At 72.6% G+C, this 14,789-nt stretch carries 7 protein-coding genes; all 7 read right to left on the bottom strand.

The genetic code is table 11. The annotated features are described in order from the left end of the window. From PX653_RS05945 to PX653_RS05915, 7 genes are read right to left on the bottom strand one after another with little or no spacing between them, the layout of a single operon-like run. Positions 1-1,347, bottom strand: coding sequence for an ATP-binding protein (locus tag PX653_RS05945; RefSeq protein ID WP_277416993.1), 1,347 nt, complete (start codon positions 1,345-1,347; stop codon positions 1-3). A gap of 10 nt (positions 1,348-1,357) precedes the next feature. After that, the gene (locus PX653_RS05940) at positions 1,358-7,072 is read right to left on the bottom strand and encodes a contractile injection system tape measure protein (protein ID WP_277416992.1); all 5,715 of its coding nucleotides are present in this window, start codon (positions 7,070-7,072) and stop codon (positions 1,358-1,360) included. Next, complete coding sequence (locus PX653_RS05935; RefSeq protein ID WP_277416991.1) at positions 7,069-9,582, bottom strand: baseplate wedge protein; 2,514 nt, start codon at positions 9,580-9,582, stop codon at positions 7,069-7,071. Before PX653_RS05935 ends, PX653_RS05940 begins: the two co-directional genes overlap by 4 nt. Next, positions 9,579-9,857, bottom strand: a complete 279-nt coding sequence (locus PX653_RS05930) for a hypothetical protein (RefSeq protein WP_277416990.1) — start codon at positions 9,855-9,857, stop codon at positions 9,579-9,581. The genes PX653_RS05935 and PX653_RS05930 overlap by 4 nt, the downstream gene beginning before the upstream one ends. Then, complete coding sequence (locus tag PX653_RS05925; protein ID WP_277416989.1) at positions 9,854-10,684, bottom strand: hypothetical protein; 831 nt, start codon at positions 10,682-10,684, stop codon at positions 9,854-9,856. Before PX653_RS05925 ends, PX653_RS05930 begins: the two co-directional genes overlap by 4 nt. Then, positions 10,668-14,393, bottom strand: coding sequence for a baseplate J/gp47 family protein (locus tag PX653_RS05920; RefSeq protein WP_277416988.1), 3,726 nt, complete (start codon positions 14,391-14,393; stop codon positions 10,668-10,670). Before PX653_RS05920 ends, PX653_RS05925 begins: the two co-directional genes overlap by 17 nt. Then, positions 14,390-14,788: a GPW/gp25 family protein gene (locus PX653_RS05915; RefSeq protein WP_277416987.1), complete on the bottom strand. Its 399-nt coding sequence runs from the start codon at positions 14,786-14,788 to the stop codon at positions 14,390-14,392. Before PX653_RS05915 ends, PX653_RS05920 begins: the two co-directional genes overlap by 4 nt. Position 14,789 lies beyond the last annotated feature (1 nt).

Here is a 14,789-nt window from a genome sequence, read left to right as displayed (position 1 = left end):
TCAGTACGACCTTCCTTCCTTGAGCAGTTCCTTGCGGATTCCCTGCAGCAGTTCGGCCTGCGTCACATACGCGCGGCCCTGGCGCGTGGCGCAGATGGCGGCATGGCGGGCAACGTTCGTCATCGAGCCGCCGGACAGCTCGTGCTCGTCGGCCAGGCGGCGCAGGTCCACGTCCGTGCCCAGGCGCGCCGGGTCGCGGAAGATGCAGCGCCACAGCCGCAGGCGCTGCGCTGCATCGGGCATGCCGAAATAGATCGCGCCCTGGAAGCGGCGCGCGAACGCCTGGTCGATATTGCCCTTCAGGTTGCTGGCCAGGATCACGACGCCGGGAAAATCCTCCACCCGCTGCAGCAGGTAGGCGATTTCCTGGTTGGCGTGCCGGTCGTTCGACGTGTTGCCTTCGGTGCGGGTGCCGAACAGCGCGTCGGCTTCGTCGAAGAACAGGATCCAGCGCCGGTCCTGGGCCTGGTCGAACACGTTGGCCAGGTTCTTCTCCGTCTCGCCGATGTATTTCGAGACCAGCATCGACAGGTCGATGCGGTACACGTCCACGCCGGCCGCCGCGCCGATCAGCGTGGCCGTCAGTGTCTTGCCCGTGCCGGGCGGACCGTAGAACAGGCAGCGGTAGCCCGGCTTGACGGCACGCTCCAGGCTCCACTCGCGCAGCAGATGCCTGGACTCGCGGATCCAGATCTCCACGCTTTCCACGTCATAGCGCGCTTCGGGCGCGAGCACCAGGTCGTCCCACGTCAGCTGCGTGGTGATCAGCTTGGCCGGGAAATTGCTCGCGTAGTCGGGCTTGTGGCGCACGCCCGTCGTCACTCGCTGCAGGCATTCGGGTGTGACGATCAACATGGCGCCCAGCTGCGGCTCGCCGGCGGCCGGGTACTCCAGGCGCAGGACGCGGCCGCGCAGCAGCGGGTGAGCGTCGTCGAACAGCGCCAGTACGGCGAAGCGGCGTTCCAGGTCGTCGCCCGCCAGCAGGAAGGCGGCCGTCTCGCACGTGGGCAGGAAGCCTTCGTGGGTCTTGCCGCGCCAGCCGCCGAATTCCGTGAAACGCTGGCCCTGCAGCTTGTTTTGCGTGAAGAACAGGTCCAGCGCCTGCGGGCGCAGGTGCGGCAGCAGCGCCAGCATCAGCACCAGGCGCTCGTCCGGGCCCAGCGCCAGCTCGCGCGCCAGTTGCGCGTAGTCGGAATCGTCGCGGGCCAGGTCGGGCGCGGCATCGGGCGCGAACGGCATGCCCGGCTCGCCGAAGTAGTGGGCGAAGCGTGCGTGCAGCACCTGGCCGAACCAGGCCGCCTCGCGCTCCAGCGCGGCGGCATTCGTTTGCAGGACGGCGGCATTCATGGGCGTCTCCTTATGGCCGGCGCCACGTGACGTGGAGCGGCTGCGCCATCCACGGGTAGCGGATCAGCGAAAAACTCCATGGCAGGCGGTCCATCAGCATGTCGAAGGGGCCCGGTGCAACGGCCAGGCGCCAGTCCTCGGCGCCGCGCAGCAGCTCGCCCTTGCGCATCAGGAAGGCTTCGCGGAAGCCGTCCACCGAGGTGCGGCCCAGGGCGCTCCAGCTCTCGATCATCGCGCCCAGCAGGCTGTCGATCGCGGCGCGCTCGTGCGGCGTGATCTCGATCGCCAGCGGCAGCGGTGCTTCCGCGGCGAGGCCGCACAGCAGTTTGTTCAACGGCAGCTGGTACTCCGGGGCGCCGGGCTGGCCGCTGACCGCAAACTGCAGCAGCAATGCCGCGCGCTCGGCCGCCGCGGCATCCGTGAACCGGCCGTCGGCCACGAGGCCCAGCACCCCGAACAGCCGTGGCAGGTAAGGCGCCAGCAGGACCATGCCGGCGTTCGGCAGGGCCAGAGTGTCGCCTTCGGCCAGCGGTTCGGCTTCCTCGGGCGCGCTGGTAGGCCACGGGGTCATCGTCGCGGTCTTCGGGTCCGGCAGCGATGCCGGCGGCAGCATTGGCCGGTCGCTGACGGCCGCGGCCAGGGCTGCACGCCAGCAGCGCTGGCGGGTGGCCGGGCTGGCGTCGTGCGGCGGTGCTGGCGGCGCACTGTCCGGCTTGAGCAGCGCGACCAGATCGGCCAGCATCGCATCGGGCAGGCCCGCCGCCAGCGCGGCCCGCGTTGCCGGGCCGGCGGCAAGGCCGCGTAATGCGTTCGTTACGGACGCATCGCGTTCGCCCAGCAAGCGATGCCAGGCGGCCGTGCCGCTGCCGGTGAGAGCTGCCGCGACGGCTCCGTACGGTCCCGCCGCCGCGCGCAGGGATGTGTCGCGCTCCGCCAGCAAGGCGAGCATCTTGGCGCATGCGGCTTCCACTTGCGCGACATCGCGGCCAGCGGGGTGGAACGGGTTTGTGGCGACGGCCCGGTGCACCGGCAGCTTGCCCGGGCGGGCCGGCGCCCCTGTCCCGGCTTGCGCCGCTCGCAGCACGTCGCGAACGGCGCGGGCCTTGCGGCCATCCGCCGGCGCGGCGTGCCACGGCGGCGGCGTGACGGCGGCTGGCAGCCGTCGCAGGATGCCCGGAACTTGGCCGGCGGCGACGCGCCGCGGCCCGCTGCCAGGACTTGCCGGGATCGGCTGGCTTGCCGGCGACCCGGAGGCTGTCCCTGCTTTTGCAGGTGCGGCGAGCGCTGCCGCAGTGGCCCGATCCGGCAAATTGGGGATAGCCTCCGATTTGGTCCCCCGCAGCGGGCCCGCGGCGGCGCAGGCTATGGAATCGGAGGCTGTCCCCAATTGTGCGGAATCGGAGGCTGTCCCCAATTGCGCGGCCAGGCCGCACACGACGGTTTCTGCACCTGGCGTGGCCCCGGTCTCGGCCTGGGGCGGGTGTGCCGGCGAGCTGCCGACATATTCAACCGGGCCCGGCGTCGCTGTCGGGTCGGCATCGGCCAGGAACGATGACAAGCGCGCCAGCAGCGCCTCGTGCGACGTCTCGGAGGACTCGGAGGCTGTCCCCGATTGCGGCGGGGCGGCGAGCGCTGCCGCAGCGCTCGAATCGGGGACAGCCTCCGATTCGTTGGCCCGCACCGGGTCGGCGTCGGCAAAGGCGGCGGAATCGGAGGCTGTCCCCGATTCCGCGCAGTCGGAGGCTGTCCCCGATTGCCGCCTCGACTGAATCGAATCGGGGACGGCCTCCGATTCGTTCGCGCGCATCGGCGCCGCGGCGGCGATGGCTGCGCTGAACCTTTGCCGCCAGTGGGCACTGTCGCGTTCCGGCCCGGCTGGCAGGGCGTCGGCCTGCTCGCGGTGGCCTGCGGCCGCCTGCTGCTGTGCCAGCCTTAACAGGGCATCGAGTTGCCGTTGCGGGAATTGCAGCATCAATCGGCGGACGCGGCCGGGCTGGCGCAATGCGGCGGCCAGTGTCGTCCACAGTGCCGCCGACGGTACCGCCAGCAAGGTGTCGAGCCAGGCGACGTGCGCGCCGAAGTGGCGCACGTCGTCGGCGATGAGGCCGACGTGGCGACCGTCGGCGTTGGTTGGAACGTCATCGCCAGGCGGCGCGACAGCGGCTGTGGGTTGGGGTGCCGGCCGCTGGAACCCAGGATCCTCAAGCGCGGCGCCCAGCAGGGCGTGCCAGTGGCGGGCCCGCGCTTGCGGCCCCGCCGCTGCCGGCGGTGCAAAGTCGAGCAGCGGCTGTGCACCACGTCCCGGCTGCAGCATCTGGACGAGCCGACCCAACTGGCTGTCGGCCAGGCGCTCGACCAGCGTTGCCGCCATCGCCGGCTGCGACAGGATAGTGGACACCTTCAGCCGCAGCACCGGCACGGGTGCCTGGAACAGCTCGTCGATCCACGCATCATCGGCGCCCACGCGGCCATGCGGCGCCTGCAAGTGGCTGGCGTGCGGCTCGGTGGCGCGATCGGCCAGCGCCGCGGCCAGTAGCGCAAGCCAGGACGCATGCCGGTCAGCCGCAACGGCGGGCGCCAAGTGCGCCGGCGATGCCGCGTGACCGCCGGGCTGCGCCAGCGCGACGATGGCCAGCAACTGGCGATCCGGGAATTGTTCGATCAAGCGGCGTCGGCTGGCGGGATGCGCCAGCGCGTCCGCCAGTACCGCCAGCAGTGCATCCGCGGGCGCCGCCAGCAGCGCGTCCAGCACTGTCACGTGCGCCGGCGCCGTGGCTTGCGGTGTCTGCGGCGGGTCGAGCCGGCCGCTGGCGAGGAAGACCGCCAACTGTTCCAGTGCGGACCGTGGCGCCTGCCCGGCCGGCGCCTGGGCGTCGCTGGGGCCGGTCGCCGCGCGCATGGCATGGCGCGGATCGCGCCGCTGCACCGCGGTGGTCCCGTCGCGCCCCAACAGGTCGGCCAGCGCGACTTGCCGGCAGCGCGCAGCGAATGTTTCGGCGCGGGCGGTGGTGGCGCCGCGTGCCAGCGCCAGGGCGCGCACCTCGGCGGCAGCGTCGATGGTGCTTGCGGCCGCCGTCGGGGCGACGAGCCACAGCAGCGTTTCCAACTGCTCCTGCGGTACCAGCGTGGCCAGGCGCCGCGCTGCCGCCGGCCGGACAAGCGCCGCTGCCAGGGCGGCGTGCAGCCGTGCAGGGTCGGCCGTCGCCGCGATGGCGCTCGCCAGCAATGCGCCCGGCTGCGCGTCTGCCCCAGGCGGCAAGGCGCCGGTGCGCAGCCAGTGCGCCAGCCGCGCGACGCCATCGGCCGCATCGCTTACCGGTGGCAATGCCCCCGCTGGCGCTGGCCCGCGCAGTTGCCCGGGCGCGAGCGGCGTGCCCGCCGCCGCGACGGCGGCCAGCACCAGCAGGCGCCACGCCATCGACTCTTCCGGTGCCCCGCCTCCGGCCGTGGCGGCCAGCGCACACAACGCCTCGGCGTGCTCCGGCTGGGCAGACCGGACCAGCGCCCGCCATTGACGCTCGGGGAATTGTTCGAGAAGGCGCCGGAGAGCGGCCGGCGCTGCCAGTACCGCGGCCAGCGCGGGCCAGAGCGCCGCATCGGCACCGGCCAGTACGTCGTCCAGCAGGTCCACTGCCGTCGGTTCCCGGGTTGCATCTTGCTGTGTCGGTGCGAGCCGGCCCGTGGCGAGGAATTCCAGCAGGCGCGCGCGCGCGCATGCGGCGGTAGCGGGTTGGGCGACGGGCGCGGGCGGCGTGGCGTACGCCGGCCCCGTCGTTGCCGCCGCAACCCACGTGCCGGTCTGCGCCGCCGGCATCGCAGGCACCCCAGCCAACGCCGGCACCACCGGCAGCGCCGCGTCGTCCGCGCCATGGTGCCGGCACAGCAGCGTCACCAGGGCGCGCTCCCAACCGATGCTGGCCAGCCGCGCCAGATCCATGGTGCCTGCGCCGTGCCGCGCCGCGGTCGCCAGGTGCTGCTGCAAGCTGGCGAGTACGCGCGGCGCATCGTGCGGCGCCGCAAGGTGCGCCAGCCGCTCGAGCAGCACGGCGGGCATGCCCTCCACCAGCCGCCGGAATGCCTGGCGCCGCGTCAATACGGGCGTCAACGCCGCCGTCAGTCCGGCCCGCGTCGGCGCGGCGCCAAGCGCGTGCTCCAGCAACAGTGACGGGGCCGCCACACCTGGTCCGTGCCCCGACGCCAGATACCCGGCCAGATCGGCCAACGCCCGCTCGGCGGCAGTCGCCGCAGCCGTCGCCCCCGCAACGGTGCCCTGCGGCGCCACGCCCACGGCCGCGTGCAGCAGCGCGGTGGGCGGCGCCGGCCGCCGCTCGACAGCGGCCAGCAGCACGTGCCGCCAGCACAGCATGGCCAACGCACGCAGCTGCGCCGTACCGGCGCCCATGGCTGCCGCGCCGGCCAGCGTATCGTGCGCCCATGCCGCGGCGGCGCGGGCGGGTGCGGGCGCCAGCCGTTCGGCCAACCGCACCAGCAGCGCCCCCGGCAAGCGTTGCGCCAGGCGCTCGGCTGCCGCGTCGACCCCGGCCTGGGCAAGCACCAGCCGCAATGCGCGACCGCGATCGGTTGCCGCCGCCGCGATCGCGCGTGCCAGCACCGCCTCGGCGCCCGGCAATGGCGCGCTACCGGACAGGAACGCCGTCAGCCGCGCCAGGTCATCCCCCACCGCGGGCAGCGCATCCGTGCCCTCGTCGCCCTCCAGGCATGCGGCGAGCACCCGGCGCCACGCCAGTGCTGGCGCGTCGGACGCGAGTTGCGCGAGCAGCGCCACCGCACGCCGGGGCGCGCAGCGCCGTGCCAGCGCGGCCAGCTGTTCAGGCGAGTACTGGTCGACCAGCCGGCGCGCGCTGGCGGCATGCGCCAGCGCGCGGCGCACGACCGCTTGCAGCGCGGCTACCGGCCCGGCCAACGCCCGCTCCAGCAGCCGCACGTGCGGCGCCAAGCCGTCATCGTCCATGCCGCGTGCGCCCGCGCCAGTGGCGTCCAGCCGGCCGCTGTGCAGAAATGCCGCCAACGCCGCCGCCGGCTCCGCGTGGCCGGTCGCTGCGCCGGACGGCTGCGCCAATCGCGCCCGCAGCAGGGCGGACGACGCGCAGGCGTCCAGGGGTCGGGCGGCCGTGTCCGGCACACCACCGGCCGTCAGACGCAGCAGCGCCTCCAGCTGCCGCGCGGGAAACTGCGCCGCCAGCCTGCGCGCGCCATCGGGCTGCGCCAATGCCGCGGCCAGCAGTGGCGGCAGCCGCGCTGGGGCGCCGGCCAACAACCGGTCGAGCAAGGCGATATGCGCAGTGTGTCCGGCGACGCCGGCATGCCACGGCAGGCGGCCCGTTGCCAGGAAGCCGGCCAGTTGCGCCAGGTCGCGCTCCGTGACTACGTGCAGCGTGGCGGCACCAGCGGCATCGCCGCCGTGGAGCGCGGTGCCGGCCGCGCACCGCCGCGCGCCGTCCAGCGCGTCCAGCAGCGCGCTGCGCAGCCGTCGCCCGGCTTCGGCACGGAAGTCGGCGCGCGGGAGCGTACCCAGGTCGATGTCCAGCGCGGGCAAGACCAGCACCGTGCCTGGTTCGTCGCAGGCTGCCAGCGTTTGCTCGACGACCGGCAACAGCACGTCGCGCAGCAGCCGCGCCAGCGCCTCGTCGTCGTCCAGGTCCGGTTGCGGCCCCGCACAGGCGAAGTCGAAGTCCAGCGTCTCGATCAGGTGGCGCGCGTTCATGTGGGCTCCGTGCGGTACTCGCGCAGGAAGGCGACCATTGCCCCGCAAGCCTCGTGCAAGGGTTCGGCCAGCGCGGCCATCTCGTCGTCGGATGCCGTGTGATAGGCGCGCAGCGCGGCGCGCCAGGCGTCCCGCAGCGCCTCGAAGCGCGCCATCGCCGCCGGCGCCAGCCACAGGAAGTTGGGCTGCAGGTGGGCCGGGCAGTTCTCGCGCACGGTCTCCTCGACGAAGTTGCGGAAGGCGCGGTCGGCGCAGCGCACCGTCCAGCGCGGCAGCACCACGCTGAGGCGGGCATGGTAGAAGGCCGGATTGAACGGCGGTTGGCGCTGCGGATCGACGGGCCGCAGCAGGATGTGCTCCACCAGGTGCAGGCCCTCGCACTGCCGGTTCAGCGCCGCCAGCCGGGCCACGGCCGCATGGGCCGAACCGATGGCGTCGGCACGGCGGCCGTAACGGCCCAGCAAGCGCCACCCGGCCCCGGCCTGCACGTACAACAGGTAGTCGCCGCCGTCGCGCGCCAGCCGGTAGCCCGACAGCAGCGCGCCGTCGCGCAGCAGGCCCTCGGGTACGCCATCCTCCGGCAACAAGCGCTCCGGCACGATGCCGGGCACCGGTGCCTCGTCGCGCGGCGGCGGCAGCGGCAGCCAGTCGGCCGGCGCCGGTGGCGGCAGCACGTCCTCGTCGTGTTCCTGCAACGTGACGGGGCGGCCGTCCTGCGCCGGGCACAGGCTGCGCGAACGCTCGCCGCCGTCGAATCCCACCAGGATGGCGACCCGCCACGCCAGCGGTGCCACCGCGCCGGGCGCATCGGGCGGCAGCGTGTAGTCGCCACCGCGGCCGCGGCCCGCGCCCAGCGCCACCTGCGCCGCCAGCAGCCGGCGCTTGGCCTCCAGCAGCCAGGCCCCGGTCGTGGTTGGATGGTATTGGTTGAAGCGCCGCAGCGCCGTCTGCGGGAACGCGTCGCCATGCAGTGCCAGCAAGTAGTCGTACACCCTGCCCTTGCGCTCGTAGTAGTCGTCCTGGCGCGCCAGGGCTCGATGGATGCGCTGCGGCACATCCTCGTCGCGGTACAGCTCCGCCATGCCCGGCAGCGCCGCGCCGTCCAGGTACTGCGCGAAATAGCTGCGCCGGTCCGCGCCGTCCAGCGCGAACAGCGCGGGCAGGTCCTGCAGGTTCTGCAGGTAGTTCGCCATCAGCTGTTCCATCGGGTACAGGAAGCCCTGCAACTGGCGCGCCTGCACCTGCCGCGCCGCGCTGGCCGACTCGGGCAAGCCATACTTGCCGACGCCGTACACTGCCGGGAACTCGTGCTGCACCGAGTAGTAAGCGCGCAGTTCGCGGTAGCGGCCCTGCGGCAGCGGGTAACGTGTGCCCGCCCCGCCCGCATCGCCGCGGAAGGCACGCTGCTCGAAACGCAGCTTGGCCAGCTCCAGCCGGGCTTCGTCGTACAGCAGCCGGTTGGCCGCATGCCAGGCCGGCCCGGGCGGCACCAGCTGTTCGCTGACGCCATACTCGATACCTTGCTCCGGCTGCAGGCGCAGCAGCTCGATGGTGGCGTCGTCGTCCGGGAACGGCAGCACGGGGCACGTGCCGCTCTCGCTGTCGCGCACGATGGCCGCGCAGGGCTGCAGGTGCTCGTCCAGGATCGCCAGCGCGCGGATGCGGCGCACGCCCTCGATCCGCTGGATCACGCCGATCAATTCGCTGACCGTCACCGGCTCTGTCGCGGCCGGCCGCGCCACGACGTGGCCATGCCGCGTCGCCGGGCCGTCGTATACCATTTCCGGCGCAAGACCCTGGGCGATCACATCGCGCATGCGCCGCACCGACATCCCCGACGACAGGTACTCGTCGCAGTCGTGCAGGATGCGTGCCAGCACCTCGGCCGGGTCGCGCTCGCCGCACGTGTCGATCTCGCCACGCAGGTAGTACGGTCGCGGACGCACCTCGCGCACGTGCAGCAGGTCCTCGCCCAGCGCCCGGTGCCCCGCGTACAGCGCCCGCACCTGCCGGCCCAGCGGCCCTGGTGTCGCCTCCGGCTCCCGGCCCGGTACCGCCGCCACGATCGCATCCGCGCCCATCACGTCCACCGCCAGCAGGCCGTCGCCCGCCGGCCGGACCCAGATGTCGGCCAGGTCCGGCAGCGCGCCGTACAGCAGGCGGCGGTAATCGTCCACCGTCAGCGCGGCGGCGGGCAGCACCGCTTCGGGCGGATGCAGCGCCAGGTTGGCGTAGTCGATGGTGCCATCCGGCCCCGTCAGGTAGTCGGCCATGTCGAAGCCGGTCCGGTAGGCCAGGTCGGTCAGGCTGTAGGCCAGCTGCTCCAGTACCGTCACGCCCGGGTCGTGCGCGTTGAAGTCGGTCCAGCGGGCGCCGCACAACTGCTGCAGCGCCGCGATGCCGGCGCTGCGCAGCGCCTCGAAGTCCAGGCCTTCCCGGGCCGTGCCGGCGGCCAGGCCGGCCAGCACCGGCGCGGCCAGCGCGGCCGGGACGGGCAGAGAGGTACTCATGGCTGGCCCCCGTCGACCGCAGCCAGCTGGCCACGCAAGCTGGCAATCAGGCCATGCACGCGCCGGTACGGCAGGTTCGCCAGCGCTTCCAGCACCAGCGCCAGCTCGTCGGCATCCAGCGCGAACGGTGCGCCAGGATGCGCCATCCACTCCTCCAGCCGCGCCACCAGGGCGTGCACCGTGCGCCACGGCAGCTCGACCAGCGCGGCGTGTACGAGGCGAGCCTGGAGCGGGTCGAGACCGAGGCCGAAGCGGCCTTGCAGGCGCGCGTTCATGGCCGCTCCTGCTGCGCCGGCGGCACGCCGCACTGCGTCATCTGCGGGTCGAACCACAAGGTGGCGAGCTGGTAGCGGATCCACGTATCCGCGCCGTAGGCGCAGTTGACGCGGATCTGCAGGCAGTAATCGCCCGGCACCTCCTTGCTGTCCAGCCAGCGCAGTTCCATGCGGTGGCGGCGCGAGTCGTAGTGGGCCTGGTGGTAGGTGAATTCGCCCTTGGCGCTAAAAGTGCGCAGAGCAAAGGCATGCATCAGCGCGTACTTGCCCGTATGGGGACGGCCCGCCCCGGCCATCACCTCCAGCGCCGTGCAGCCCTGGAACGGCCCCGCGATCGTATGCCATTCGGCGTCCGCCGGGGCGGCGCTGGCCCCGTCCGCGCCCATGCGCCCCGAGTACGCCACGACGCCGTCCACATCCAGCTCGCAGCGGGGATGACGGTTGTTGACGCCCACCCACGCGTTGCGCTCCTGCTCCGTGGGCGCCAGCAAGGTCAGCACCGCATGGCCGCCGCCATCGTCGTCGTCGTCGACGGCCGGCCCGTCCGTCGCGTGGCCGTGCCGCGCCACCTCGAGCGTCAGCGTGGCGCGGTGCTGGTCGAGGCCGAAGCCCCAGGCGGCGCCCCGCTCCTCGACGGCGCCATACAGGCTGAGGACCCGATGATTGCTGCCCACCTGCGTCAGGCGCAGTCCATCATGCTCGTTGTGCGCGATGCCGTCGTCATGGATGTTCAGGACCGATTCGATCAGGTCGCCGAAGTCGCTGGAGGACGGCATCTCGCCGTCGCCGAAACGCTTCTTCAATGTTTCCCTATTGCGCTTTGCCATCTTGTGCCTCGCCTGGAATGATGAAGGTGCTGCCGATCTCGAGCTTGCCGATGCCGGTGCGGGTCGCGATGCGCGACTGTTCGCTGCCGGCCACGAGGATCGCGTGGCGGCGGATCGGCACCGCCACGCTCCAGGGATACAGCGGCGTCACGTCCGGCGCCGGCCGCCCGCCCCGCCCCGGCACCGCCGTATCCGTCAGCAGGTAGCGCTCGCTGCCCGCATCGCTCACGCTGAGCATCGAGAACTCCGACACGCCCAGCACTTCGTCCTGCGCCAGCAAGGCCGCCTCGATGTCGTGCTGGCGGATGCACCAGCCGAACGGGCTGGTATTGCCGGTACCGCTCCACGGCGAGATATGGTCCGACACCAGCCGGTCCAGCAGGTTGACGTACCAACCGTGATCGACGCCCGGCGCGAGGCGCACCTTGCAGCGCACCTGGATGCGCTGGTAGAACGGATTGGCCACTTCCAGCGTCACGCCGGGCGCCATGCGCCCGGCCAGGTAGTCGTGCACCTGTGCGACCAGGTCGCCGTTCAGCCGTGGCAGCACCGCCATGTGACCGCGCGATTCGAACGGCGGCAGCGCGACGACCAGCACGTGTCCCGGGCACGTGCTGCCATCCGGATGGCGCGACAGCGACAGGTTGGGAAAGCACTTGACACGGTCGATTTGGGGAAAGCGCTCCAGCACCAACCGCTCGTAGTCCGCCGGCAGGATCGCGCGGCCCTTGTGGCGCAGTCGTTCGGCCGTGCGCCGGCGCAGCTGCTGGCGGTCCTCCAGCGGCCGTCCTTCGGTGCTGGCCGTCATCTGCGTCAGCCGGCCCAGGCCCGGGATCGTCGAGCGCGGGCGACGGATGGCGCCGGCCGGAATGCGTGCCGGACCTGCCGGGGCCGCCTCTGCCAGGTCGCGCCATACCTGCAGCGCGTGCGGATGCACCGAGTACAGCTGGCAGAACTTGTTCAAGTCGTTCTCGCAGCCGACCCGCAACCAGTACAGGCCGGACGGCATTACCGTGTTGTCCTGGCCGATATCGGGCGGCAGTGCCAGCGTGACGATGCCGGGCCGCAGGAAACCGTGGGTGGAGTCGGCCAGGATCGCGTGCGGCGGCAGCGGCTGCCACTTGTTGTCGGCGAGGTAGGACCAGCTGGCGTTGCGGCCCTGTCGCCCGGCCATCGGCAGCGCATCCTCGACCAGATGGAAGAACAGCGTCAGCGTGGCGCGCAGGTCGCCGGCCGAAAAGCCCAGGTACAGGTTGCCCGAATAGTCGAGTGGCGGCAGCAGCAGGTCGCCGCCCTCGCTGCCGCCGCGCGCGGCCTCCCAGCCGAACGGGTGCAGGCGCAGCAGCGCCTCGCCGTCCGGTCCGGGCGTCGGGCCGATGGTGGCGCTGGCCGTGTAGTTCATCGACAGCGACTCCAGCACGGGCGTGTACGGCGGATTCGGTGCCGCCAGCGGCTGCAGGCGGTAGCGCCGGTGCGCGTTATGCGTCAGCACCGTGGCCAGCCGCTGCGGATAAGCCCGGTGTCCCAGCACGAAATCGCCCTGCGTGGCCAGGGTCAGGCGGAAGAAGCCTGCCGTGGCGCCCGGTCCCCAGCCGAACGGCTGGCCCGCCTTCGGTCGCGTGGCACGCCCGAGGTGCAGCACTGGCGTCAGCAGCACCGTTTCCACCGGCGCGATCGGGTAGTGCGGCGTCGCCAGCCGCTCGGAAAACAGCACGTGCCGCGGCGGACCCTGCATCTCGCCCGGCTGCCAGCGGCCGTCCGCCAGCACCCCCACCTGGCAGCCGACCTCCTCGAACGGTTCGTCGCCATAGCCGGCGTACCAGCCGCGCAGCCCCCCTGCCGCGCGCGGCAGTCCGTTCCATTGCAACACCAGTTCGGCGCTCGTCAGGTGCTTGCAGGCCGCCTCGGCGCTGCCCACCACCAGGTAGGAGCCGCGCTCGGGCAGCGGGCCGAAAGGCTGGAACGGCGCCGCCGGCGACAAGGCGCCCAGCTGGTTGTGCAGGATCAGCGAGCGGTGGCCGCGCACGGTGGCGTCGATGCGGGCGCGCACCAGCGGCAAGCCGCGCAGCAGCCCGTATGGATACAGGTAGCCGTCATCGTCCAGTTCCACCCGCAGCAGCGGGCAGGCGCCGCTGCCGTCGGGGCCGTGCACGGCGGCGTCGAACGGGACCACCGGCTCGACCTCCGGCGCCAGTGTGAAATACAGGTGCAGCGCGTCATGCGCGCCGTGCTCGCCGGCCGGTGCGAACGTCGCGCTGTAGCCGGGTACCGCGATCCAGCCGGCCGGCCCCGTCACGCTCAGCGTAAACATGCGGCGCAGCACCTTGTAGCGCACCTCGACCGCCGACTCTCCCATCGCGCGCGCCAGCAGCTCGAGGCGCTGGCCCAGCGAAGCGGCGCAACCATCCGCGGTCCGTTCCATGCCCAGCTGCAGTACCACATGCACGGCCCGTTCGCCCTCGCGCAGCGACAGCACGTTGCTGCCCAGTGCAAAGCCCAGCCGGGCCGCTTGCCCGGGCGCCGTGGCGGAGGCGGTGCGGGGGGCACCGAACAGCGGGTGCGGTGTCAGGTGCGCCGTCGCGACGGCGGCCGCCGCTTCCGGTACGGGCAGCCGGGCCACCCGGCACGCGGTCGGATAGCTCTTGTCCTTGCCCTGGCAGGACTCCTGCAGGCGATTCTCCGGCGCCGTCAGCGGATTGCGCTCGCAGAACAGCGTGTACAGCGCGCACAGGCGCGCATCGCCCACCTCCAGCGGGGTGCGCGACAGGTACGCCAGGTCCGCCTGCTGCGCCGTGCCGGGCGCCAGGAACGCCGTGCCGGCCGGCACCCGCACGCGGCCTCCGTCCGGACTGCGCTCGAACACGAGAAAGGCCGTATCACGCACGGGCGCGCGCGGCCGCTGGCGCAGCACGTCGTCGTAGTAGAAGTCCAGGTGCGCCTCGGTCAGCCGGTTGACCTTCTCCTGCGCCGCGCCATACAGCCGCACGAACGCCAGCAGCAGTCCCGCGCCCGGATCGTGCGTGCCGCTGTGCAGGCTGTGCTGCAGCCGTGCGGCCGCGCCGCGCTGGATCATTTCGATCGCCTTGGCCAGCTGGTTGAACCAGGTCCGGTACAGCGCCCGCAGCGCGTCATCCCGTGCCGCCGGCGCGGTATCGAGTTGCAGCAAGGTGGCCAGTTGCGCCAGCAGCTCATGCGGGTCGGCCTGCTTGTCCCACTCCGGCCGCGCATCGTGGAATGCCAGCGCCTTGCGCAGCGACGGCTCCAGGGTGGCCAGCACACCCGCGATCAGGTTGCCCAGGTCGACGCCGGCCGGGCTGCCGCCGCGCAGCAGCACATCCGACCACCCCTCCAGCCGGCGCACCAGCGCGCGCAGCCGGAAGGTGGGCGATTGCTCGCGCCCGACCGGCTCGGCGCCCGGCGCCACCGCGTCCAGCGCGTGGTCCACCAGCGCATCGAAGGCGGCGCGGTGCTGCGGCACCCGCAGCGCCAGGATCTCGGCCATCACGGCTGTCTCGTCGCCGGCAAAGTAGTCGCGCCAGGTGCGGTCCCAACCGGCCGCCGGTCCCGCCTCGGCAAAGCGCACCAGGCCGGCGTACTGCAGCGCCAGCGTCATCAGCTGCGCCGGCGCCAGCTCGTCCACGTCGATGTAGTGCGGCGCCAGCGCCGCCGGCAGGCGCTCGTGCTGGGCCAGGCCTTCGCGCATGCTCATCGCGCCGCCTCGACGTAGAACGGGTAGACCAGGTTGTGCGTGGTGTTGGTGGCGCGCACACGGTAGACGATCTCGATGGGCAGCACGCCGTCCAGGTCGGGCCCCGGCAGCACCGTCACCAGCACCACCTGGACGCGCGGCTCGCAGCGTTCGACCGCGCTGGCCACCGCCTGGCGGATGGCACCGACCACCGTCTCGCTGACCTGCTCGAACACCAGCGCATGCAGGTTGCAGCCGTACAGCGGGCGCATCACCCGCTCGCCGGGCCGGGTCGACAGCAGGATCACGAGGCTCTCGCGGATGTCGACGTCGTCGTCGACCATCGTGGTCCCCCCGGCGCGGCTGAAGCTGGGTGGGAAGGCCCATCCGGTACCCAGGAACGAACGGCTCGTCATG

Origin of the sequence: Pseudoduganella chitinolytica, assembly GCF_029028125.1 — a bacterium.
Taxonomy (GTDB): domain Bacteria; phylum Pseudomonadota; class Gammaproteobacteria; order Burkholderiales; family Burkholderiaceae_D; genus Rugamonas; species Rugamonas chitinolytica.
The sequence above is the reverse complement of the archived record's forward strand: the minus strand, read 5'-3'. Positions and strand labels throughout refer to the sequence as shown.